Origin of the sequence: Halpernia sp. (assembly GCF_048269545.1) — a bacterium.
GTDB lineage: Bacteria > Bacteroidota > Bacteroidia > Flavobacteriales > Weeksellaceae > Halpernia.
Genome location: NZ_JBLXIJ010000002.1, coordinates 190302 through 213090, shown reverse-complemented (window position 1 = coordinate 213090; position 22789 = coordinate 190302). Strand labels below are relative to the sequence as shown.

21 protein-coding genes are annotated in these 22789 nt (G+C 28.6%); 15 read left to right on the top strand and 6 right to left on the bottom strand.

Features of this window, described 5'->3' with window-relative positions; translation table 11 throughout:
- Positions 1-120 precede the first annotated feature (120 nt).
- The 6 genes from gyrB to ACN0WB_RS04140 all read left to right on the top strand — a co-directional run bounded on the left by gyrB (position 121) and on the right by ACN0WB_RS04140 (position 7444).
- Positions 121-2055 carry a DNA topoisomerase (ATP-hydrolyzing) subunit B gene (gene gyrB / locus ACN0WB_RS04165; protein WP_417429147.1) on the top strand — a complete coding sequence of 645 codons (1935 nt, stop codon included), beginning with the start codon at positions 121-123 and terminating at the stop codon, positions 2053-2055.
- An 89-nt stretch (positions 2056-2144) separates the two neighbouring features.
- On the top strand, positions 2145-2966 hold the full coding sequence (locus ACN0WB_RS04160) for an RsiV family protein (protein WP_417429145.1): 822 nt from the start codon (positions 2145-2147) through the stop codon (positions 2964-2966).
- Between the two features lie 114 nt (positions 2967-3080).
- Complete coding sequence (locus tag ACN0WB_RS04155; RefSeq protein WP_417429143.1) at positions 3081-3944, top strand: GLPGLI family protein; 864 nt, start codon at positions 3081-3083, stop codon at positions 3942-3944.
- 20 nt (positions 3945-3964) lie between these two features.
- A complete protein-coding gene (locus ACN0WB_RS04150) occupies positions 3965-4831 on the top strand; it encodes a GLPGLI family protein (RefSeq protein ID WP_417429141.1) in 867 nt (288 codons plus the stop codon).
- 205 nt (positions 4832-5036) lie between these two features.
- A complete protein-coding gene (locus ACN0WB_RS04145; protein WP_417429139.1) occupies positions 5037-5402 on the top strand; it encodes a BlaI/MecI/CopY family transcriptional regulator in 366 nt (121 codons plus the stop codon).
- Positions 5402-7444, top strand: a complete 2043-nt coding sequence (locus ACN0WB_RS04140; protein ID WP_417429138.1) for a M56 family metallopeptidase — start codon at positions 5402-5404, stop codon at positions 7442-7444. Before ACN0WB_RS04145 ends, ACN0WB_RS04140 begins: the two co-directional genes overlap by 1 nt.
- 102 nt (positions 7445-7546) lie before the next feature.
- On the opposite strand, the gene fsa is transcribed toward ACN0WB_RS04140, so the two are convergent.
- Positions 7547-8200: a fructose-6-phosphate aldolase gene (gene fsa / locus ACN0WB_RS04135; RefSeq protein WP_417429136.1), complete on the bottom strand. Its 654-nt coding sequence runs from the start codon at positions 8198-8200 to the stop codon at positions 7547-7549.
- A 283-nt stretch (positions 8201-8483) separates the two neighbouring features.
- Here fsa and pepE point away from each other — a divergent pair, with 283 nt between their 5' ends.
- Positions 8484-9176, top strand: coding sequence for a dipeptidase PepE (gene pepE, locus ACN0WB_RS04130; protein WP_417429134.1), 693 nt, complete (start codon positions 8484-8486; stop codon positions 9174-9176).
- Positions 9177-9208: 32 nt separating this feature from the next.
- On the opposite strand, the gene ACN0WB_RS04125 is transcribed toward pepE, so the two are convergent.
- Positions 9209-9613 (bottom strand): acyl-CoA thioesterase, encoded by a 405-nt coding sequence (locus ACN0WB_RS04125; protein WP_417429132.1) that lies wholly within the window; start codon positions 9611-9613, stop codon positions 9209-9211.
- A gap of 135 nt (positions 9614-9748) precedes the next feature.
- Between ACN0WB_RS04125 and dnaA the strand changes: the two genes are divergently transcribed.
- The 4 genes from dnaA to ACN0WB_RS04105 all read left to right on the top strand — a co-directional run bounded on the left by dnaA (position 9749) and on the right by ACN0WB_RS04105 (position 13077).
- A complete protein-coding gene (gene dnaA / locus ACN0WB_RS04120; protein WP_417429130.1) occupies positions 9749-11203 on the top strand; it encodes a chromosomal replication initiator protein DnaA in 1455 nt (484 codons plus the stop codon).
- Positions 11204-11358: 155 nt separating this feature from the next.
- On the top strand, positions 11359-11793 hold the full coding sequence (locus ACN0WB_RS04115; RefSeq protein WP_417429128.1) for a low molecular weight protein-tyrosine-phosphatase: 435 nt from the start codon (positions 11359-11361) through the stop codon (positions 11791-11793).
- A gap of 124 nt (positions 11794-11917) precedes the next feature.
- On the top strand, positions 11918-12616 hold the full coding sequence (locus tag ACN0WB_RS04110; RefSeq protein WP_417429126.1) for an SAM-dependent methyltransferase: 699 nt from the start codon (positions 11918-11920) through the stop codon (positions 12614-12616).
- An 83-nt stretch (positions 12617-12699) separates the two neighbouring features.
- Positions 12700-13077: a hypothetical protein gene (locus ACN0WB_RS04105; RefSeq protein ID WP_417429124.1), complete on the top strand. Its 378-nt coding sequence runs from the start codon at positions 12700-12702 to the stop codon at positions 13075-13077.
- Between the two features lie 38 nt (positions 13078-13115).
- Here the strand turns inward: ACN0WB_RS04105 and ACN0WB_RS04100 are convergent, their stop codons facing one another.
- From ACN0WB_RS04100 to ACN0WB_RS04085, 4 genes are all read right to left on the bottom strand, one after another.
- Positions 13116-14624: an FMN-binding glutamate synthase family protein gene (locus ACN0WB_RS04100; protein WP_417429122.1), complete on the bottom strand. Its 1509-nt coding sequence runs from the start codon at positions 14622-14624 to the stop codon at positions 13116-13118.
- Positions 14625-14842: 218 nt separating this feature from the next.
- On the bottom strand, positions 14843-16183 hold the full coding sequence (gene mtaB / locus ACN0WB_RS04095) for a tRNA (N(6)-L-threonylcarbamoyladenosine(37)-C(2))-methylthiotransferase MtaB (protein ID WP_417429120.1): 1341 nt from the start codon (positions 16181-16183) through the stop codon (positions 14843-14845).
- A gap of 285 nt (positions 16184-16468) precedes the next feature.
- Complete coding sequence (locus tag ACN0WB_RS04090; protein WP_417429118.1) at positions 16469-17518, bottom strand: hypothetical protein; 1050 nt, start codon at positions 17516-17518, stop codon at positions 16469-16471.
- Positions 17519-17522: 4 nt separating this feature from the next.
- The gene (locus ACN0WB_RS04085; RefSeq protein WP_417429116.1) at positions 17523-18485 is read right to left on the bottom strand and encodes a hypothetical protein; all 963 of its coding nucleotides are present in this window, start codon (positions 18483-18485) and stop codon (positions 17523-17525) included.
- A gap of 115 nt (positions 18486-18600) precedes the next feature.
- On the opposite strand from ACN0WB_RS04085, the gene ACN0WB_RS04080 reads away from it, so the two are divergent.
- The 4 genes from ACN0WB_RS04080 (at position 18601) to glgP (ending at position 22730) form a co-directional block, all read left to right on the top strand.
- Positions 18601-19524: a C1 family peptidase gene (locus tag ACN0WB_RS04080; protein ID WP_417429114.1), complete on the top strand. Its 924-nt coding sequence runs from the start codon at positions 18601-18603 to the stop codon at positions 19522-19524.
- A gap of 202 nt (positions 19525-19726) precedes the next feature.
- A complete protein-coding gene (locus ACN0WB_RS04075; protein ID WP_417429112.1) occupies positions 19727-20086 on the top strand; it encodes a hypothetical protein in 360 nt (119 codons plus the stop codon).
- Between the two features lie 104 nt (positions 20087-20190).
- Positions 20191-20991 (top strand): DUF3667 domain-containing protein, encoded by an 801-nt coding sequence (locus tag ACN0WB_RS04070; RefSeq protein WP_417429110.1) that lies wholly within the window; start codon positions 20191-20193, stop codon positions 20989-20991.
- A gap of 77 nt (positions 20992-21068) precedes the next feature.
- Positions 21069-22730, top strand: coding sequence for an alpha-glucan family phosphorylase (glgP, locus tag ACN0WB_RS04065; RefSeq protein ID WP_417429108.1), 1662 nt, complete (start codon positions 21069-21071; stop codon positions 22728-22730).
- Positions 22731-22789: the final 59 nt, after the last annotated feature.

The window sequence follows — 22789 nt, the reverse complement described above, 5'->3', positions numbered from 1 at the left end:
GTAAAAAATCACAAAAAAACTAAAATATAAGTATCAAATTATACACTAAAACTCATAAAATTGAATCATTAACAGCTTAATTTTTGTATATTTGTAGGTATTTTTAAAAACAAAAAATTAATGAGCGATAAAAAATATACTGCGAGTAGTATTCAATCTTTAGAAGGAATAGAACATGTACGTTTAAGACCTTCGATGTACATTGGAGATATTGGTTTAAGAGGACTTCATCATTTGGTTTATGAAGTGGTAGATAATTCCATTGATGAAGCTTTGGCGGGACATTGTGATACTATTTCGGTAATAATTCACGAAGGAAATAGCATTACTGTAAAAGATAATGGACGAGGAATTCCTGTAGATTTGCACGAAAAAGAACAAAAATCTGCGCTTGAAGTTGTAATGACAAAGATTGGAGCAGGTGGTAAATTTGATAAAGATTCTTACAAAGTTTCTGGTGGACTTCATGGAGTTGGAGTTTCCGTGGTAAATGCACTTTCTACTACATTAATTGCAACAGTTTATAGAGAAGGAAAAGTTTATCAACAAGAATATTCTAAAGGTGCTGCTTTAACTGATGTAAAAGAAATTGGAACAACTGATATTAGAGGAACACAAGTTTTTTTTCAACCCGATGGGTCAATTTTTAATGAATTAGAATTTAATTATAGCACCCTTGCTTCCAGATTAAGAGAATTGGCTTTTTTAAATAAAGGAATCACGATTACTTTAACAGATGAAAGAGAGCCTAATGAAGATGGAACTTTTCCAACTGAAATTTTTCACTCAGAAGGTGGTTTAAAAGAATTTGTGGAATATATTGACGGAAATCGTGAATCTATTATGGAAAAGGTAATTTTCATGGAAGGTGAAAGAGACGATATTCCTGTTGAAGTTGCAATGCGCTATAACACTTCTTATAACGAAAATTTACATTCTTATGTAAATAATATTAATACTCACGAAGGTGGAACACATTTAACAGGTTTTAGAAGAGCCTTAACAAGAACTCTCAAAAAATTTGCTGATGAACTCGGACTTCCTGCAAAAGAAAAAGTAGAAGTTACAGGTGATGATTTCCGTGAAGGATTAACGGCGATAATTTCTGTAAAAGTAATGGAGCCACAATTTGAAGGACAAACCAAAACCAAATTAGGAAACTCTGAAGTTTCAGGCGCAGTGGATAAAATTGTAGGTGAAATGCTTACAAACTTCTTAGAAGAGAATCCAAATGAAGCAAAAATAATCGTGCAAAAAGTGGTTCTTGCAGCAAAAGCAAGACAAGCTGCAAAGAAAGCGCGTGAAATGGTTCAGCGGAAATCTCCGATGGGTGGGAGTGGATTACCAGGAAAACTTTCAGATTGTACTTCTAAAGATCCAGCCGAAAGCGAATTGTTTTTAGTAGAGGGAGATTCTGCAGGTGGAACTGCAAAACAAGGAAGAGACAGAATGTTTCAAGCAATTTTACCATTGCGTGGGAAAATTTTGAATGTTGAAAAAGCAATGCTTCATAAAGTTTATGATAATGAAGAAATTAAAAATATTTATACCGCACTTGGTGTAACTGTAGGAACGGAAGAAGACTCTAAAGCTTTAAATATAAATAAACTACGTTATCACAAAATTGTGATTATGACCGATGCAGATATAGATGGTTCTCATATCTCCACATTAATTTTAACTTTCTTCTTTAGATATATGAAAGAATTAATTGAAAACGGATACATTTATATTGCTTCTCCACCACTTTATTTATTAAAAAAAGGAAACAAAAAAGTTTATACTTGGAATGAAAAAGAAAGAGAAGAAGAAACTTTTAAACTTTCAGCAGACGGAAAAGGTGTAGAAGTACAGCGTTACAAAGGTCTAGGAGAAATGAATCCTGAACAACTTTGGGACACAACTTTAAATCCTGAAAATAGAATTTTAAAACAAGTAACAATTGAAAATGCAGTAGAAGCAGATAATGTTTTCTCAATGTTGATGGGCGATGAAGTTCCACCAAGAAGAGATTTCATTGAAAGAAATGCTAAATATGCGAAAATTGACGTATAATAATTTTTTAAAACATAAAATTTTAATATTTTGTGTACAGTCCTAGTTTTAGGACTGTTTTTTGTTATATATGATTAAAATTTATTAAAATGAAAAAATATATCATCGCAGTATTTTTAGCGACTACACTTCTAAGCTGCAAGAAAATAGAAAAAACAATTATAAAATCAAATAAAGATAATACTGAAATTAAAACACAAGAATTTACTATAGATAGTTTAAATATTCATGATTCTTTAGCTTTGAACAAAGTGATAACTGCCGATTTTAATGCAACAGTTTTAGTTTTTCCTACTTTGACAAATAAAAAATTGTTAGATAGTATTTATTCTCCTGAGAAATTAAATCTATTTAATTATTCAAAATCAGAACTTGAATTTGCTTTAAATAAAAAAATGAAGGAATATTTTGATGAAAATACAAAAGCATTAAAAGATTATCCCGGTGAATATAAACAAACTTGGAATCAAAATTCTGATATGAGCATTTTCCAAAAAGGTGAAAGATTTTTGACTATAATCTATTCAGGAGACGGTTTTTCTGGCGGTGCACACGGCTATTATTATGAATTGTATAAAAATTTTGATTTGCAAAGTAACACCACTTTACAACTTCGTGATGTTGTCACAACTACAGATCCTAAAATTTGGAATCCCATAATGTTGAAAGCATTTTTAAAAAATAAAAACTATAATATAGATATGTTATTTGATAAAAGTATTCCATTAAATGAGAATTTTTATTTTGATGAAAATAGTTTGCATTTCGTTTATGGACAATACGAAATTGCACCATATGTAGTTGGAGTTGTTAATCTTGTTCTTCCTTATACCGAAATTTACCCATATTTAACACCTAAATTTAAGGCAGATCATCATATCCAAATTAAAAAAAATAAAAGCTGGTTTTAAACTGGCTTTTTTAATTTATATTCAATTCTCAAAAATTAATTTTTCCTTTTAAAATTAAATTCTATATTTGTTTAACTAAATAAATAGTGATACTAAAATTTAATTTTAAAAAATATGAAAAAATTCTTCACCATCTTTCTTTTTGCAACCGCATTATTTTCTGCGCAAAACCAACGTTTTATTTATAATTATACTTATATAAAAGACACATTAAATAAAACAAATATTAATAAAGAATTGATGTATTTGGATATAAATAAAGAGGGTTCTAAATTTTACAGCAGAGATGTTTTTGTACAAGATTCTACAATGATGGCTCTTTATGAAAAACAAATAAAAACAACGGGTGGAATGAATGTAATTGCTGCACCACAATCTAATAAAGGAAGTTTCAGAAATAAAATATTCAAAACATATCCAAAATATGAAGTTTCAATGGAAACCAGAATAGGAAGAGATGTTTTTAAAGTTTCTGACGACAGACCAATAATTTGGAAAATTCTACCAGAAAAAGAAAAAATAGACAATTGGGAAACCCAAAAAGCAACCACAGAATTTGGTGGCAGAAAATGGACGGCTTGGTTTTCTACGGAGTTGCCATTTCAAGATGGACCATACAAATTCCACGGACTTCCTGGTTTAATTGTAAAAATGGAAGATAATTCTAAAACGCATCAGTTTGATTTAAAAGGTGTTTCAAAATTTAAAGAAGCTGAAGCAAAACCTTCAGAATTTAATTCTCCACAGAAAACAATTTCTATTGATGAAAAGCAATATCAGAAATTATTTTTAGAAAATAGAAATGATCCTGCAAAAACTATGAGACAAATGATTTCCAGCGGAATGATTGGTAATATGAAAGATCAAAATGGCTCTGAAATTTCTACTGCAGATTTTATTAAAAAAATTGAAATAAGAGCAAAAGAAAATAATGCAAAAGACAATAATTTAATTGAAATAGACCTTTTAAAATCTTAAATTTAATTTAAAATTAATCTATGAAATATATAATTTTCACATTCATTTTATTTTCAAACTTATTTTTTAGCCAAAATAAAAGGTTTATTTATGATTATAAATTTGTCACAGATTCTACCCAAAAAGACAAAGTAGAAACAGAACAAATGTATCTTGATCTTGCAGAAAAAGGTTCAAAATATTACAGTAGAAATGTTTTTGTGAGAGATTCTCTTGTAGAAGCAGCTTTTAAAGAGCAAGAAGCAAATCATTCGAATAATTTTAAATTTCCAAATATTGGGATAAAAGGAGTGGTGAGATATGTAGTAGAAAAATCGTATCCAGATTTTAATATTTTTTATTTTAATACGGTAGAAACTGACGAGTATAAAGTGAATGATGACCGAGAAATGAATTGGAAAATTTCACCCGAAAAAGATAAAATAGGAAGTTGGGAAGTGCAAAAAGCAACTTTGGAAATGTTTGGTAGAAAATGGATTGCTTGGTTTAGTACAGAAATTCCATTTCCAGATGGACCTTATAAATTTCATGGTTTACCGGGTTTAATTGTAAAAATTTCAGACGAAACTAATTCTCATAGTATGGAATTGAAAGGCGTAAAAAATTTAAATTCTAATGAAATTTGGAAAAGTTATGCGCACAAAGAACGCTATAATCCATTAGTTAATATTAATGAAAAGCAATATAAAAAAGTAATTTTAGCTTACAGAAAAGATCCTGTAAAAGGTTTTAGAATGCAACTTTCTGATCCAAATGTAAAATTTGTAATGAAAGATTCTACAGGTAAAATATTATCAAATTCTGAAATGCTAAGAAATCGTGAGAAAAACGCGAAAGTACAAATTGAGAAACAAAATAATTATTTAGAACTTGATCTTTTGAAATAAAAAATTCTAATTTTTTTTACTTAAAAATCAATTACTTACAAAAGTTTTATTTAATAACTATAAAAATAGTTGTAGAATAAAATTTAATTTCTATATTTGTATCACTAATTAAATAGTGATATGGATCGCCACTGAAACTTATGCAAATAAATAGTCATGACTTTAAGCGATTGCATATGACCTTTTGAAGAATAAATAACTCCATATGAAAATTCAAAGTTTAACAAAAGCAGAAGAACAAGTGATGCAGTTTCTGTGGGATTTAAAAAAAGCCTTTTTAAAAGATATTTTAGAATTATTCCCAGAACCAAAACCGCACACAAACACAGTTTCTACCATTTTAAAAGTTTTGCAAGAAAAAGATTTTGTAGATTTTAAAGTTTTCGGCAGACAACATGAATATTTTCCAAAAGTTTCAAAAGAACAATACAGCGGAAAAACTATCAATCAACTTATCAATAATTATTTTGATGGATCTTATAAAAATGTCGTTTCATTTTTAGTGGATAGAAAAGAAATGAGCATTGAAGATTTAGAATTATTGTTAAACGAACTTAAAACCAAAGACTAATGGAACAATTATTTTTTTACTTTTTAAAAGTAGTTTTGTGTTCTGGCGCCATGTTTCTATATTATCGAATCTTCTTGAAAGACAAAACATTTCATCATTATAATCGCTTTTATTTGCTCGCAACTTTATTGGTAAGTTTACTTTTACCATTATTAAAAGTCAATTATTTTACTATAGATGTTAATCAAGATATCTTCAAATTATTAAATCAATTCCAAACTACAAATTCCGCTAAAATCTCTACTAATGATTTCAATTATTATCAAATTATTTTTGCAATTATTGCTTTGGTTTCTGTCTTTTTTATAGGGAAATTTGGCTTGGCTTTATTTAAAATTAATCAGTTTAAAAAAGAATTTCCGCAAGAAAATTATGAAGGGATTTCCTTTTACAACACCAATTTAGAGAATGCACCGTTTTCATTTTTCAAAAATTTATTTTGGAAAAACAGTATTTTAATCCAATCAGATTTAGGAAAACAAATCCTGAAACATGAAATGGTTCATATTGAGCAAAAACATTCTTACGATAAAATTTTAATAGAAATTTTGACTGCCTTTTTTTGGTTTAATCCTATTTTTTATTTAATTAAAAAAGAAATCAATCTAATCCACGAATATCTCGCAGATAAAAAAGCCTTAAAAAATTCTGACACAAAAGCTTTTGCGCAAATGCTTTTGGAGACGCATTTTTCAGGAAGTGTTTTAGCAGGAACAAGTCCGTTTCTCAATTCAAATCTTAAAAAAAGAATTACAATGTTAAAAAAATCAAATACAAAATTCAGTTATTGGCGAAAAGTTTTGGCTTTGCCGTTGCTTTTCAGTTTGGTTTTCGCTTATATGGTAAAAGCGGAAAATAGGGAAATTAAGAAATCTAATATTGAAATTGCGAATGCAATTTTACAAATTAAAAATGATACGATAAAGCAAGATACTGTTAAAGCTGAAATAAACGCTAAAATGGATATCGATAATAAAATTAGTTTTGAAGATAAAATCAAAGAATCTTCAAATGATGACATTTTTATGATTGGTGAAAAGAAAGTAAAAAAAGCAGAATTTTTAAAGTATTATAAACTGAATAAAGCAAATAAAGAAATAGGATTTTTAGTAGATGCAAGTAGTAAAAATAAGATTAAAAAAACTGTTTTTTCTGCTATTAAATTTGATGATAAAAACGTAGCATTTGGACGAGTTTATGATGAGAAATTGATAAAAAAAGAAGAACAAAAAAAATCAGCAACTACTTCTAAAAAAAATACAGAAGATAACTTTAAGGTTGGAGAATTTTCTTTTACAACTCAATTAAGTATTTCGGATGTTAATAAACCTTTTAAAACTGCTATTGAAAATTCAGCAACATCAAATCAATTTTTCATTGACAATAAAAAAGTTTCTAAAGTTGAATATGAGAATTATTTTAAGAAATATTTTGGAAATGAAAAATATACTTTTGGTTCTGGTGTTTCTGCGATGGATACTGCAAATCCAATTAAGTTCTTTTATGCACAAAAAACAGAAAATTTAGAAAAAGTAAATGAAGCACTAAAATTAAAAACTTTAGTAGATCAACAGAAATTTAATGCGGAAGCAGAAAAAGTAAAAGTCGAAAACCAAGATTTAACTAAAACTGTAGCAATAGAACGCCTTAATTCAAATGCAAATCCGAAACAAAATAATCCTTGGATTGTAAATGTTAAAGCTTATCCAAAAACTATTTTAGACAATTCAAACGTAAAATATTATGTTGATGGAAAATTGATGGAAGGTTCTAAGTGGAAAGAAATTCTTCCAAATAATATAAAATCTATAAATGTAAAAAAAGATCCAAATGATAAAAATGGTGGAATTATTTTTATTACTACTAAAGATTCACCGTTGGAAATTACTCCAACTCAATTTGATAAAATCATAATTAATGGAAAAGTAGCAACACAGACAGATTTAGATAAACTAAATAGAGATTCTATAAAAACCGAAAATATTAAAAGAAATACAAAAAATGGAAAATCTTTTAATGAAATAAGAATCAGAACAAAATAAGAAAACCAAAATCCCAAAAACCAAAAAATCCTGAAAAATTATTTTCAGGATTTTTTATTAAATTTTTTTGTATTGTCACTCTCGGCTTGTCGAAGAGTCTTTTTACTTCATCTTTTTCGCATCTTCTACAAACTGCGCCAAACCTTTATCAGTCAATGGATGATTCATTAAATTTAAAATGGAAGGTAGAGGAGAAGTAACAACATCGGCTCCTAATTTTGCACAATTAATGATATGCATTGGAGAACGAATTGATGCAGCAAGAATTTCGCAATCAAATAAATAATTATCAAAAATAATTCTAATTTCTTCTATTAAATTCATTCCGTCCACAGAGATATCGTCTAATCTTCCCAAAAATGGAGACACATAACTTGCGCCTGCTTTTGCTGCAATTAAAGCTTGTCCTGCAGAAAAAATCAAAGTACAATTCGTTCTGATTCCTTTGTCAGCAAAATATTTCATGGCTTTTACACCATCTTTTATCATTGGTATTTTCACCACAATATTTTTATGAATTTTTGCTAATTCTTCACCTTCTGCAATCATTTCCTCATAAGTTGTAGAAAGAACTTCTGCAGAAATATCACCATCTACAATTTCGCAAATTGTTTTGTAATGCGCATTTATAGCGTCTTTTCCGCTAATTCCTTCTTTCGCCATAAGTGAAGGATTTGTTGTAACGCCATCCAAAATTCCCAAATCTTGAGCTTCTCTTATCTGGTCTAAATTTGCAGTGTCAATAAAAAATTTCATGTTTATATTTTTAGATTACGCAAAGATAATGCAATTTTTTAGGAGCAACAAGTTGATTTTATTGTTCCACTCCTCGTCCAGCTTTCTCTACAATCCCGCCGCAGCGGGGATTTTCGTTCAATCTGGGCTAAATCGAAGTTTCATTTTTTCTTTCAACATAAATATTATGTTTTAAATAAGAAATAATTTGATTAAAATAAAAACCAAAAAACTAATTTTGCTAAAACCTAAAACCTAAAACCTAAAACCTAAAACCTAAAACCTAAAACCTAAAACCTAAAAAATGAATGTACTTCTCGCTTCAACTTCCACGCTTTTTGGCGGTAATTATTTAGAATATTTAACTGAAGAAATAAAAAATTTATTTGTAAACATTGATGAAATTTTATTTGTTCCATTTGCGCGTCCCGGTGGAATTTCTCATGAAGATTACACCGCAAAAGTTTCAGAATTTTTCGGAAAACTAAATATTAAAGTAAGAGGACTTCACGAATTTGAAGATAAAACTGAAGCTATCAATTCTGCGAAAGCCTTTTTTACAGGCGGAGGAAATACTTTTCTTTTAGTAAAAACTTTGCACGAATTAAGTCTAATGAATATTTTAAAATATAATATAGAAAGTGGAAAGCCTTATTTAGGAACAAGCGCTGGAAGTAATATCGGTGGAAAAAATATGAAAACTACGAATGATATGCCAATTGTTTATCCACCAAGTTTTGATTGTATGGAATTAGTTCCGTTTAATTTAAATCCACATTATTTAGATCCAAATCCAGAAATAAAACACAATGGGGAAACCAGAGAAACTAGAATTAAAGAATTTCTTACTCAAAATAACACGAAAGTTATTGGTTTGCGAGAAGGAAACTGGATTAGAAAAATAAATAATAAAGTGACGGTTGAAGGTCCACAATCAACTAGGATTTTTGAATTGGGAAAAGAACCTTACGAAATTGAAAGTGGAACGGAATTATAACACAAATTTATAATTCATAACTTATCACTTTTTCAGAAATAAGGTTTAATAAGTTCCATCAAAAAATCTGGACAATTGCAAATCTTTTGAGTTTTAGAATTTAAGAAATATAAAGTGGTTTTTGCTTCAGTTATTTTTTCTTTTTTGGGGTTATAAATTTCATATTCAAATTCAATTCTAACCCCCGGAATTTTTTTAATAAAAGTATGAATTTCTAAAATTTCATCATAAAAAGCAGGCTTTAAATATTTTATCTGATACTCCGAAACGGGCAACCAAAAACCCAGCTTTTCTATCTCTTCATAAGAGCGACCGAGACTGCGAAAAAGTTCTACACGGGCTGCTTCAAAATAAGTAGCGTAGTTGCCGTAATAGACGTATTTCATGGGATCTGTTTCAGCGTAACGAACTCGTAATGTGTAAGTTGTGTGTATCATATTAAAGTATTAAACAAGACATACAAATATATTTTTAAATAATCAATAGAACAAATATTTTTTTTATAATTAAAATTTATCATATTTGTCTTCTCACAAAACTTAACCAAAAAACTTGCACTTCTTTGTAAAAACATGAATGAAAATCTAGACTTAATTTGGGAAAAATGCCTTCAATTTATGAGGGACAATCTCAATGCTGCGGAAGACCATGCGGATTTAAAAAAATTAGAAAATTCATTCAATTTATTGTTTGATAAAGTTACTCCTTTGTCTTTAGAAAACTTTAATTTAACACTTTTAGTTCCAAGCGATTTTTATAAAGAATATATAGAAGATAATTATTTATCATTGCTTTCTGCAGCTTTGAAAAAAAATATTGGAAAAGGCGTAAAACTTTGGTATTCTGTGATGGAAAATAATCCACGCGGTGAAGAAAAAGCCATTACTTTAAACTTAAAAGGAAAAACAACTTCTTCTCCAAAAGTACAACAAACACGTCCCACTGCAGTTTCTGGTAATTTAGTAAATCCGTTTGCTATTCCAGGAATGAAAAAGGTGGAAATTAATTCTAACCTAAAAGCAGATTTTTCTTTTGAAAATTATGTGGAAGGAGAAAGTAATAAATTTGCGGCAACTGTCGCTCGTTCCATTGCAAAAAGACCTGGTTCTACAGCTTTTAATCCATTATTTTTACATGGCGGTTATGGAGTTGGAAAAACTCATTTAGGTCATGCAATTGGTTTAGAAGTAAAAGCTTCTTTCCCAGAAAAAGTGGTTCTTTATTTATCTTCAGAAAAATTTATTCAACAATTTATTTCTGCGGCAAAAGCAAGAAAACAAACAGAATTTTCAAATTTCTATCAAATGGTAGATGTTTTGATAATTGATGATATTCAGTTTTTATCTGGAAAATCTGCAACACAAGACAGTTTCTTCCATATTTTTGATTTTTTACACCAAAATGGAAAACAGATTATTTTAACTTCAGATAAAGCTGCAGTTGACATAATGGATATTCAAGAAAGAATTGTTTCTCGTTTTAAATGGGGACTTTCTGCAGAAATAAAATCTCCAGATTTTGATACAAGAAGAAAAATAATTGTAGATCGTTTAAGTCGTGATGGAATTGTTTTAACCGATGATATGTTGGATTTTTTAGCTGCAGAAGCTAAAACCAATGTTCGGGAATTAATTGGGATTATTAATTCTGTAATTGCTTATTCTACAATTTATAAATCAGAATTGAGTTTAGAATTATTAAAAGATACCATTTCAAAAATTGCTTGCAATCAGAAAAAAATCATTAATATTCCGTATATTCAAGATGTGGTTTGTGAATATTTTGGAATTAAAAGAGAGCAACTTTTATCTAAAACTAGAAAAAGAGAAATCGCTTTACCAAGACAATTGGCGATGTATTTTTCCAAAGAATTAACTAATGCTACATTTTCAAAAATTGGAGAGGAAATGGGTGGAAAAGACCACTCAACAGTAATGTATGCTTGTGACACCATCCGAGATGTAGGAAAAATGGATAAAGAAATTAAAAAATATTTGAAAGATTTATCAGAGAAAATTAAAAAATAGAATTTAGTTAATAGGTTTTAGGAATTAGATTTTTAAACCTCAATTTTCTTTGCTACCGAAATAATTTATACAATTTAAAAGAGATTATGACTTTAATCTCTTTTTTAATTTAATATACTAAAACCTAATTCCCAAAACTTAATTACTAAAAAAATATGAAAATTCTAATGGTTTGTCTTGGAAATATTTGTAGAAGTCCTTTAGCGGAAGGAATTTTAAAATCAAAATTATCTTCTGATTTTATTGTAGAATCTGCGGGAACAATTGATATGCACCAAGGAAAAGCACCAGATTCTCGCTCAATAAATGTCGCTAAAAAGCACGGAATTGATATTTCTAATCAAAAATCCAAACATTTGCAATCAAAGGATTTAGAAGATTTTGATTTAATTTTTTGTATGGATAGAAATAATTTAAAAGACGTAAAATCTCTAGCCAAAAATGAAGAACAACTTCAGAAAATTTCTTTAATTTTAAATGACGCAGAAGTTCCGGATCCTTATTGGGGAAATGCAGATGATTTTGAAAATGTGTTTCAGCTTTTGGATGAAGCTTGTGAAAGGATTAGTCGTGAAGTTGTAAAGTCATAAAGTCATAAAGTTCCAAAAGTTGTAATTTTACAAAAAAAATTAAACGATATTTTAAAATCTATTTGAAATTCAAAGTTCAAACGACTTCAAAACTTTACAACTCAACAACTTTACATCTTAAAATATGCTTTTCCTAATTCCCGCTTATCTTTCTCCTGAAACGCCAAAAGATTATTTTGCGCCCATTATTTCAGAATATATTTTAAGAACCGATTATTTTTTTGTGGAAAATGAAAAACCGGCAAGAAAAATCATTAAATATTTTTGTCCAGACAAAAAACAAGCAGATTTAAAATTATTTATTGTAGATAAATATTCTGAAACTTCGGATTTAGAAGAAGCTCAAAAATTGTTGAAAAGTGGAGTAGATTTCGGTTTGCTTTCAGATGCAGGTTTAGCTTGCATCGGTGATCCTGGAAATATTATGGTGAAATTTTGCCATGAAAATAACATCAAAGTTATTCCGGTAAATGGACCAAGTTCTTTCGTTTTGGCTTTGATTGCGAGTGGTTTTAATGGACAAGAATTTACTTTTAATGGTTATTTAGCAATAGAAAAATCAGAGCGAAAATCAAAAATAAATTTAATGGAAAACCTCGTTAATAAAACAGGTTTTACACAAATTTTTATGGAAACGCCTTACAGAAATATGTCTTTATTTGAGGATTTGTGTAAATATCTTTCTCCACAAACGAAACTTTGTATTGCTGCAAATATTAATCATCCAACTGACGAATTAATCAAAACTTTAACCGTGAAAAATTGGCAAAAAGAAAAACCAAATCTTCATAAAATTCCCGCTGTATTTATTATCGGGAAATAATTAAAAAAATATACTTTAAAGTTTAACATCCATTAACGGGAGCTTTGCATCATTCTTGAATAATGATTAGAAAATAAATTATTATGTCAGAAAAAAAATTAGCAGGAATCTGGATGGATACAGAAAATGCAACCGTTGTAAAAAATCACGATATAGAAAATGCTTTTAAATTTTTTGTTTGTGAACCAGTAAAAAGAATTGTACAAGGTGGAAATACTAGTGAAAAACATGCAAATAATGCAGAGCAAACTAATACTGCAAAGTTTTTCAAAGATTTAGAAAGTTTGATAGCCAATACAGAAGAACTTTATTTAACGGGAACAGGCGATATTCAAGAGCAGTTTAAACATCATTTAGAAGATACGGCACAGTTTAAAAATCTAAAAATAACGCTCGCTACTGATCAACCAATGAGTGAAGAACACTTTTTAGAACATGTGAAAAAACATTTTAATTCTTAAAAAAAAATCCGATTCGTACATTACGAATCGGATTTTTTTTATCTTTTTGCTCCAGTAAGAATATTTGGAAAATAAGTATCTGAGAGATGTTCAAATTCATCACCTCGCATAAAAATACCAGCATCTATTTCACTATAAGAATGTAATCCAGCTGCTGCAATTAATTCATTGCAAGTGTGTAAAGTGTTTTTGTGGAAATGAAAAACCCTTTCACTTTTATCATTCACATCCAAACCTTTTATTAACATTTTATCTTGTGTCGCAACTCCGGTTGGACAAGTATTTGTGTTGCATCTCAAAGCTTGAATACATCCCAAAGCAAACATAAAACCACGCGCATTATTACACATATCTGCACCCATCGCGACGGCTCTTAAAATATCTAATGAAGTTAAAACTTTTCCACTTGCAATAATTCGAATTTTTTTACGAACATTAAATGCTTTTAAAGTATTATTCACAAAAATCAAAGCAGGTTCAAGAGGCATTCCAACTCCGTCAGAAAATTCTGGTGGTGCAGCTCCAGTTCCTCCTTCTGCGCCATCTATAGTTATGAAATCCGGATAAATTTTCAGAACATTCATTTGTTCACAAATTTCTTCAAATTCTTCAGTATTTCCGATACATAATTTAAAACCGACGGGTTTTCCTCCACTCAATTCACGAAGTTGAACTACAAATTTTAATAATCCAGCTGCATCAGAAAAAGAAGAATGACCAGGAGGAGAAAGAATAGTTACTCCGGGTTTTACGTGTCTAATTTTTGCAATTTCTTCTGTGTTTTTTACACCGGGTAAAACTCCACCATGACCAGGTTTTGCGCCTTGTGATAATTTAATTTCAATCATTTTCACAACAGGTAAAGTCGCGTTTTTCTTAAAAGTTTCTGGTGAAAAAGTCCCGTCTTCATTTCTGCAACCAAAATATCCAGTTCCTATTTGCCAACAAATATCGCCGCCGCCTTCTAAATGATAAGGTGAAATTCCACCTTCTCCAGTATTGTGATAAAAATTTCCTTTTTTTGCACCACGATTTAAAGAAACTACAGCTCGATCACTCAAAGAACCAAAACTCATTGCAGAAATATTAAATAGTGAAGCGTCATAAGGTTGTGAACATTGTTCATTTCCCACCAAAACGCGAGGCAATTCTTCCGACGGACTTTTTGCATAAATGGAATGTTTTAAACCTTCGTATTTTCTTTGGTTTATTTCCAATTGAGTTCCAAAAGGTACAGTGTCGCTCAAATTTTTTGCACGTCTATAAGCTGCCGATCTTTGATTTCTGGGGAAAGGTTTTCCGTCAGTTTCACGCTCAATAAAATACTGTTGCATTTCAGGCGAAATTTCTTCAAAGAAATATCTGAAATATCCTAAAACAGGGAAGTTACGCAATATAGCATGTTTACTTTGAGTAACATTATAAAGTCCCACCAAATAGATACAAAATAATAAAATTGGAATCCAATAATGGGTTTTAATTAGAAGTGAAATAATTAAGGTAAAAATTACAAGAACTGCACCCCAAATCAAAAATTTATTTCTCATTTTTTAAATTTTAACAAAATTACTACAATATTTAAATATAGAACTTTTTGCATTAATTGACCAAAAGAATTGAACCTTTAATGAAAATGTTTTAAAAATATACTTTGTTTAAATAAAATCTTATAATTTGAGGTTTGCTTAAGTTTTTAATAATCCATTATAGAGAAATAAGGAAATAGATTTTTTGAATAAGATTTGCAGAAATTTTCTATCTAAAACTAAGCGTTTTCTAAAAATTTTGAAAAGCTAAAATTAACCGAAACTGTTCCATCATTTTCTATTTTATTTAATTCTAATTCTTCAATTTTATTGATAGAATTTTCATCAAAAGGTTTTTGTACACGAACATAATTTTCAGTAAAACCGAACATAAATCCATTTTTATTTTCGTGTTCCCAAAGAACGGGCAAAGTCTTTCCTAACTGTGTTTGGTAAAAAGCCATTTTCTTTTTTTCTGATAAAATTCGTAGCATTTTATTACGACGTTTTCTCTCAGGAATTGGAACTGGATTTTCCATTAAAGCAGCTTCAGTATTTTCTCTTTCAGAATAAGTAAAAACGTGTAAATAACTGATTGGAAGTTGATTTAAAAAATTATAAGTTTCAATAAAATGTGTTTCACTTTCACCAGGAAAACCTACAATAACATCCACTCCGATGCACGCTTCTGGTAAAACTTCTCTAATTTTGTAAACTCTATTTTGATATAATTGAGTCAAATATCGGCGTTTCATTTTCTTTAATAAATCATCACTTCCAGATTGTAAAGGAATGTGAAAATGTGGAACAAATCGCTCACTTTTTGCGACCAAATCAATGCATTCATCGGTTAATAAATTAGGTTCAATTGAAGAAATACGAATTCTTTCAATGCCTTTTACTTCATTTAAATTTGAAATTAATTCTAGAAAAGTATGCTCGTGTTTTTTATTTCCAAATTCGCCTTTACCGTAATCACCAATATTGACGCCGGTTAAAACAATTTCTTTGATACCTTTCTCTGCAATTTCTTTGGCGTTTTTAATGACGCTTTCAATAGTATCACTTCGGGAAATTCCTCTTGCTAAAGGAATTGTGCAGTAAGTACATTTATAATCGCAACCATCTTGAACTTTAAGAAAAGCACGAGTTCTGTCGCCGATGGAATAACTTCCAATGAAAAAATCTGTTTCTTCAATTTCGCAAGAATGTACTAAAGCGTGATTTTTAGTTTTATGCAAATCTTCGAGATAACTTAAAATATTAAATTTTTCTTTTGCTCCCAAAACCAAATCAACCCCTTCCAATTTAGAAATTTCTTCTGGTTTAAGTTGCGCATAACAACCAATAATAATTACCAAACCATCTGGATTTGCTTTCAATGCGCGTTTTACGTGAAGTTTACATTCTCGGTCTGCATTTTCTGTAACAGAACAAGTATTAATTACATAAACTTGTGCAACTTCATCAAAATTAACTTTTTTGTAACCAGCTCCGGATAATTGTCTTGCGATGGTAGAAGTTTCAGCAAAATTGAGTTTGCATCCTAAAGTGTGATAAGCTGCGGATTTTTGGAACATTGATGGGTTTTTATCAAAATGCAAATTTACAAAACATAAATTGATTAAGATATAATTGATAATTGTTTGTCGTGAAAAATTAATTTACTACATAAAAAAAATTACAAGAGCATATTTTTAACCGCAAAAGAAACAAAAGCTTAATTCAGAAAAATTAGGAATTCGAAAGGTTGCAAAATTAGAAATCTATTCATGCCGCTTTTGCAAACTTTTGAATTAGTTAAAAAAGCATATTATCTTTTTTTCCTTTTGCATTAAAATTTTTTCGTTTTGTACTAAATAAAATTAATTATTATTTCTTGATTTTTTCTTTTTTAAATATTTGAAAAGCCAAATTATAGTCACAATAAAAATAATACCGATGATAAAGTATGGCGAAAGTAAAATGCCAACAAATATTATGGAAATTATGGAAGACAAAATACTTTCCGAGATCTCATAAGGATTTTTTTCTTTTGCTTTTTCATTAAATTTTTGATATTCTACAACTTTTGAAAATTGCTCAATATTTTGAAATAAAAGATTTTCTTTTTTTAAAATTTCGGGGTAATTAAAATTTTCTTGGTTTTTGAAATAAGTTATAACCAGATTGTCTTTTGGTGTAGGAATAAAATTATTTTTGAAACCGTAAAGAATATTTTTTGTAGAATTCCATTTAAAATTAAAACCTTTTGAAAGTCCTTTGATGTCATTTTCAGTTAAGTCATCTTTCAATTCTATATAAAATAAACCATTATTAATGGGATTTTTCCAAACATTTCCCGATTCTAAAAGATAGATAAAAGCATTGTAATTATTTTTATTGTAACCTTTTGTAAGTTTCGCATCATTGGTTTTTACAATAAAATATACTTCAACTAATCGGGTTTGGTGCGGTTTAAAATCAATATTCCAAGAAAGCCAATTGCCACCAAGTCCTCGCATTACTTCAGTTGTATTATCAGAAATTTTTTGTTTTAAAACAGGAAGAAATTGTCCGTCGGTTTTAATTTGAAAACGATTTAATGAATCTAATTTTACTTCATTTAAAAATGAATCGCCGCCATAATAAATACCATTTACAGGATATCCCATTTTAAAATTTAAATATTCTGAAGTGATATTTTTCATTTTATACCAACCTTTTACTATTGTGTAACCTTTGTAAAGTTGAATATAAATTTTTTCTTCTTGCATTTGTACTTTTTTAAAAGTTGCAGAATCTTCAGGATAAAGCATTGTAAAAACTGTTCCACCTGCATTCCAAACGCCTGGTTGTGCAGCATTTGCAGAAAACAATTGAAAAGTAAAAAATGAAATTATTAAAATAAAAAATTCTCTAAAATAGATTTTCATAATTTTATTTTTTTAATAAATATTTTATTTCATTGTAAATGAAAATATCAAAATCTGTGGTCCCCAATTCTGTTCCGTCAGAGAAATAAATTTTTCTAAAACTTATAAATTCTGGATTATTTCCGTGTTTTTCTAAATCTACATTTGCGACGATTGTCCCGTCTTTAATTAGATTAAAATTACCAAAAGAAAATTCCGCATCTACCTTCTTTTCTGCCATTTGATAGATTTGGTTATTCAAATCTTCACCATCAAGCGCAGTTCCTTTTTCTAAATCCTTTTCTAAATTTTTTAATTTTTCTATTCCTTTTTCTGAAATAATAGTATAATTTATTTCTGTTTTTTTATTTTTAAAAACGAAATATGGATATTCATAATCCTGAGAATAACCGCCAATTTCAACACCTTTTAAATAAAGAATTGTTGTGTAATAATTTTCATCACCGCTAGAATCTGTTCGTTTTAGTTTATATAGATTATTATTTTTATCGTAAAAATATTCTTCATTAAATTTGTCACCATCACTTTCACCGACTGCTTTTGTTAAATTTTTGCCTTTGTATTTATAATTATAAGTTTCATTATATTCTTGCGATTTATAATCTGTAGAAATCAATTTATTTTCTTTGTTATAAATGTAATTTAAATCATAATTTTCTGTAGAATTTCCTTTGTTAATAAGTGTTTCTTTCGCTAATAAACTGTTTTTATAAAAATAATTTATTTCTGATTTTGAATTATTATCATAATCTTCTCTAATAATTTTTTCAATTTTTCCTTCTTTATTAAAAATGCATACTTCCTTTCTTTTATCTATTGCAATTTTATTTTGGAAAGAATAATAAATAATTTCAATTTTAGCAACTGGTTTTGCACAACCAAAATCTTGGTAAGTAATTTTTGGTAAAATTTGTGCAAAATTTAGAATATAGAATATTAAGAGAAATGAGCAGAATAATTTTTTCATCTCGATTGATTTTAGCAAATATTGAAATTTATTCAATATTAAAACATAAGGCATTTGCCTTATTTTATTTTTGATTTTGGCGTTGTATTTTTGAGATATTACAAAATATTGAGTTATGAAAAAATTAAACATTCTTATTTTATCTTTTTTAAGTCTTGTCAGTTTTGCACAAGAAAATACTATAGAAATAGATTACAGAAGTTTACAAAGTCCTGTTAAAAATCAAGGATTTAGAGGGACTTGCACTGCTTTTGCGATTGCAGGTGCACTAGAAGTTTTACCAAATTCTTATCCAGATGTAAGTGAAAAATACATTTATGCTTGTATGAAAACGGTAGATTATATGTACAAAGATTTCTTTGAAGGCGCTCATTTAAAAGAATATATTGCTACTTTACCGAAGTACGGAATTCTTCCAGAAGCATTGTTACCTTATAATCCCACTTTTAAATATAAAATAAATAAAGAAGATATTAAACTGCGAAAAGTAATTTTAGAAGCCGATATTGGTCCCGTAAGTTTGTTGGTAGATTATGTTCCGAAAGCCAGAAAAACTGTTCCTTCTTATGCCCTACAAAATTATCCGATCGATTCTATTAGAAATCCAAAATTTATAATTAATTTATTGAAAACCTACAAAACCATTCCGGTTTCTTACCATTTATATATGGGAGGTTGGAGAAAAAATGTGGTTTCAACTAAAAATCCAGTAGGAATAAATAATTGTGGCTATCAAATAAAAAGTTTAAAAACTGGAAAATTATTTCCTGCAACAGCGGGAACTCGTTTGTATGGAAAAGATTTTTTTAATAAAATTTTTCAAAATAATAGTGATTTTGATTTTATCCGAACCGATTCTGATGACAAACATTACGGTGGTCACGCCGTAAATATTGTGGGAGTAGATGGCGATAATTTTATTATAAAAAATTCTTGGGGAACCGATTGGGGAACGGAGGGATATGTTTATTTGAGTTTCGATTATCACAAAATATTTGTGACAGATTTATTGACAATTAGTGAAATTAGAGATAAATAGTTTAAAAAAAGATTAAATATATTATGTTTTGGTTTTAACTTTCAAAAAATTGATTTGCATTTAATTTAAAAACATTATATTAATAGTTCTAAAAAATAAACATAAAACAGTTGAATTGTTGTATTATTGACAACTTAAAACTTGAATAGCAAGTTTAAAAAATCAAGCAAACTAAATTCTTCCCAAAATCGTACATCACATTATGGAATGTAAAGTTACAGAGTTCATGAAGGATTTAAACTCTCTTCAAATAAAAAATCTCGAAAAATGGTTTAATACAGAAAGTAAAATCTGGATTCCACCAGCTGGTGAAATAGTTGGAGTAGGACGCATTTTAGCACTTTTCCGTGCAATTTTTAGAAAATATGAAAATTTAGAATGGAATGTAGGTGAAATTTTTAATCTTGGGAATGAAAAGTATTTTTATGAATCTACTTCAAAAGGATTTATGTCTAAAAGCGGTATTTATAGCAATCAAATTTGTACCATAATTTCTTTTAATGAAAATGGAAAAATAAAATTTCTTTCAGATTATTTTAAAAACACTGCCTGTTTCCATTAGAAATAGTTTTAATTATTAATATAAAGTCCAATTTTTTTGGACTTTTTTTTATGTAAATATTTAATAATTAATCGCAATTTTATATTTTTGAGTAACTAAAAACTATGGAACATAACGCTGAATATTGCAAAAATTGTGATCAACATTTGCTATTAAATCAGAAATATTGCCACAATTGTGGGCAAGAAACCAATACGCATAGAATAAATTTTCACTTTCTAATTCATGAGATTCAACATAGTATTTTTCATGTTGATGGTGGAATTTTTTACACTCTAAAAGAGCTTTTTATTCGGCCTGGTTTCATGATACGTGATTATTTGGAGGGAAAAAGAATCAGGCATTTCAAACCTGTTTTGTTACTTATTATTTTAGGTACCATTTCTAGTTTATCTTATATATTAAATCCTAGAGAAAAAAATAATAAAGAAATAATTAATATTGTTGGACAAAATGAAATTGATTTTATTGATTTAAAAGCTTTAAGCCAATATTTAAAAACTATTGCAGATTGGTTTTCAGAACACGTCGCTTTTTCTATTTTATTTTTAATTCCAGCAATAGCGTTTGGATTTTATTTAGGTTTTAAGAAATATGAAATTAATTATCCTGAATGGTTAGTTTCAATTACTTATTTAGCCAGTTTTGCAATGGCAGTAGATTTTTTATTTATGATAATAGAAAGTATTTTTCATTATGATATTTCCTTTATTTTTTCCCTTATTATTTTTGGATTTATACTATGGGCAATGTTGCAATTTTTTAGCGGAAAGAGTATAAAATCAATTATTTTAAGAACCATTTGGTCAGAATTTTTAGTTTTTATTTTTGTAATATTATTTATTGTTATCGTTGCATTAGGTGTTATTTTAACGGGCTTTATGAAATACAGCCATCTAAATTAAAAGGATATAAAGTTATTTTATTCTCTAAAAAATTAAAAATATTATATTTGTGCCCGTTAAAAAACTAATAATCATCAATGGATTTTAAAAATTATAAGATGCCTTACAGCATCAACAATGAATTTACTGAAAAAGTAGCTTATTTCTCTATGGAATTTGCCATAGACCAAGCTTTAAAAATATATTCTGGCGGTTTGGGTTTTCTTGCGGGTTCTCACATGAGAAGCGCCTATAACTTGAAACAAGACTTAATAGGTATTGGTATATTATGGAAATTTGGTTATTATGACCAAAGCAGAAATCACGATCAAACTTTACTTCCAACTTGGACAAAAAAAATGTACAGTTTCTTGGAAGATACAGGAATAGTTTTTCAAATTATAATTCATAGTGCACCAGTTTGGGTAAAAGCGTTTTACTTAAAACCCGAAACTTTTGACACGGCTCCAATGTTTTTTTTAAGTACGGATTTACCAGAAAATGATCATATTTCTAAAACAATTTGTCATCGTTTGTATGACGCAAATGAATCTACAAAATTAGCGCAATATATTTTATTGGGAAAAGGTGGTGCAAAACTTTTAGACATGATGAATTTTGAAAGAGAAGTTTATCATCTTAATGAAGCGCATGGTTTGCCTGCAGCATTTTATTTATTAGAAAAATATAATGGTGATAAAGAAAAAGTAAAAGAAAAATTGGTTTTCACCACACATACGCCAGAAGAAGCAGGGAATGAAAAGCACAATATTCATCTTTGTCATGATATGTCATATTTTTCAGGATTAAATATTGAAGAAGTTAAAACAATTGAAGGTGTAGATGATGATAGATTTAATCATTCACTTTGTGCTTTAAGAATGTCAAGAATTTCTAATGGCGTTTCACAATTACACGGTGAAGTTTCTCGATTGATGTGGAATAAATATCCAAAAATTTGCGAAATAAAAGCAATTACAAACGCGCAAGAATTTAAATATTGGGCGGATCATCCTTTATATAAATTTAAAGAAGAAAAAGATAATAAAGGTTTTGATCATCGCAAAAAACATTTGAAAAAAAGAACTTTTAAAATTGTAGCAAATCAAACAGGCAATCTTTTTGACCCTAATATTTTCACCATAGTTTGGGCACGGCGTTTTGCGGGTTACAAAAGAGCAGATTTGCTTTTACACGATAAAGAACGTTTTGAAAAACTTTTGAATAATCCCAAATATCCCGTACAAATTATTTGGGCAGGAAAACCCTATCCAATGGATTATTCTTCAATTTCTACTTTTAATACTTTAGTAGAAGAAAGTAAAAATTATAAAAATATGGCAGTTCTTACGGGCTATGAATTGTCTTTGAGTAAAAGTTTAAAACAAGGTTCAGATTTATGGTTAAATAATCCAAGAGTTCCACGTGAAGCTTCTGGAACATCTGGAATGACCGCTTCTATGAATGGCTCGGTAAATCTTTCTACCGACGACGGTTGGATTCCTGAATTTGCTAAAAATGGTAAAAATTGCTTTGTTACGCCACTTGCAGATTATAATAATTTAAGCATTTATGACCAAGATCAATTTGATATGGATAATCTTTATGATGTTTTAGAAAATCAAATTTTACCTATGTATTACGATGAGACAAAGAAATGGCGTGAAGTAGTAAAAAATGCAATGAACGACGTGAAAAATCAATTTAATAGTGATAGAATGGCGACAGAATATTACGAACAGATTTACAAATCAAAGTAAAAAGGTGAAAGTAAAAAGTTTAAAAAAAATCCACGAAAATTAATTTTTTCGTGGATTTT

Bases quoted from the DNA above. Each gene is read 5' to 3' on its own strand.
- ACN0WB_RS04140 (WP_417429138.1), top strand. From the start codon at position 5,402: ATGGAACAATTATTTTTTTACTTTTTAAAAGTAGTTTTGTGTTCTGGC.
- dnaA (WP_417429130.1), top strand. From the start codon at position 9,749: ATGAATGAAAATCTAGACTTAATTTGGGAAAAATGCCTTCAATTTATG.
- ACN0WB_RS04160 (WP_417429145.1), top strand. From the start codon at position 2,145: ATGAAAAAATATATCATCGCAGTATTTTTAGCGACTACACTTCTAAGC.
- ACN0WB_RS04110 (WP_417429126.1), top strand. From the start codon at position 11,918: ATGCTTTTCCTAATTCCCGCTTATCTTTCTCCTGAAACGCCAAAAGAT.
- ACN0WB_RS04075 (WP_417429112.1), top strand. From the start codon at position 19,727: ATGGAATGTAAAGTTACAGAGTTCATGAAGGATTTAAACTCTCTTCAA.
- mtaB (WP_417429120.1), bottom strand. From the start codon at position 16,183: ATGTTCCAAAAATCCGCAGCTTATCACACTTTAGGATGCAAACTCAAT.
- ACN0WB_RS04115 (WP_417429128.1), top strand. From the start codon at position 11,359: ATGAAAATTCTAATGGTTTGTCTTGGAAATATTTGTAGAAGTCCTTTA.
- pepE (WP_417429134.1), top strand. From the start codon at position 8,484: ATGAATGTACTTCTCGCTTCAACTTCCACGCTTTTTGGCGGTAATTAT.
- glgP (WP_417429108.1), top strand. From the start codon at position 21,069: ATGGATTTTAAAAATTATAAGATGCCTTACAGCATCAACAATGAATTT.
- ACN0WB_RS04155 (WP_417429143.1), top strand. From the start codon at position 3,081: ATGAAAAAATTCTTCACCATCTTTCTTTTTGCAACCGCATTATTTTCT.
- ACN0WB_RS04105 (WP_417429124.1), top strand. From the start codon at position 12,700: ATGTCAGAAAAAAAATTAGCAGGAATCTGGATGGATACAGAAAATGCA.
- gyrB (WP_417429147.1), top strand. From the start codon at position 121: ATGAGCGATAAAAAATATACTGCGAGTAGTATTCAATCTTTAGAAGGA.
- ACN0WB_RS04150 (WP_417429141.1), top strand. From the start codon at position 3,965: ATGAAATATATAATTTTCACATTCATTTTATTTTCAAACTTATTTTTT.
- ACN0WB_RS04085 (WP_417429116.1), bottom strand. From the start codon at position 18,485: ATGAAAAAATTATTCTGCTCATTTCTCTTAATATTCTATATTCTAAAT.
- ACN0WB_RS04125 (WP_417429132.1), bottom strand. From the start codon at position 9,613: ATGATACACACAACTTACACATTACGAGTTCGTTACGCTGAAACAGAT.
- ACN0WB_RS04090 (WP_417429118.1), bottom strand. From the start codon at position 17,518: ATGAAAATCTATTTTAGAGAATTTTTTATTTTAATAATTTCATTTTTT.
- ACN0WB_RS04080 (WP_417429114.1), top strand. From the start codon at position 18,601: ATGAAAAAATTAAACATTCTTATTTTATCTTTTTTAAGTCTTGTCAGT.
- ACN0WB_RS04145 (WP_417429139.1), top strand. From the start codon at position 5,037: ATGAAAATTCAAAGTTTAACAAAAGCAGAAGAACAAGTGATGCAGTTT.
- fsa (WP_417429136.1), bottom strand. From the start codon at position 8,200: ATGAAATTTTTTATTGACACTGCAAATTTAGACCAGATAAGAGAAGCT.
- ACN0WB_RS04100 (WP_417429122.1), bottom strand. From the start codon at position 14,624: ATGAGAAATAAATTTTTGATTTGGGGTGCAGTTCTTGTAATTTTTACC.
- ACN0WB_RS04070 (WP_417429110.1), top strand. From the start codon at position 20,191: ATGGAACATAACGCTGAATATTGCAAAAATTGTGATCAACATTTGCTA.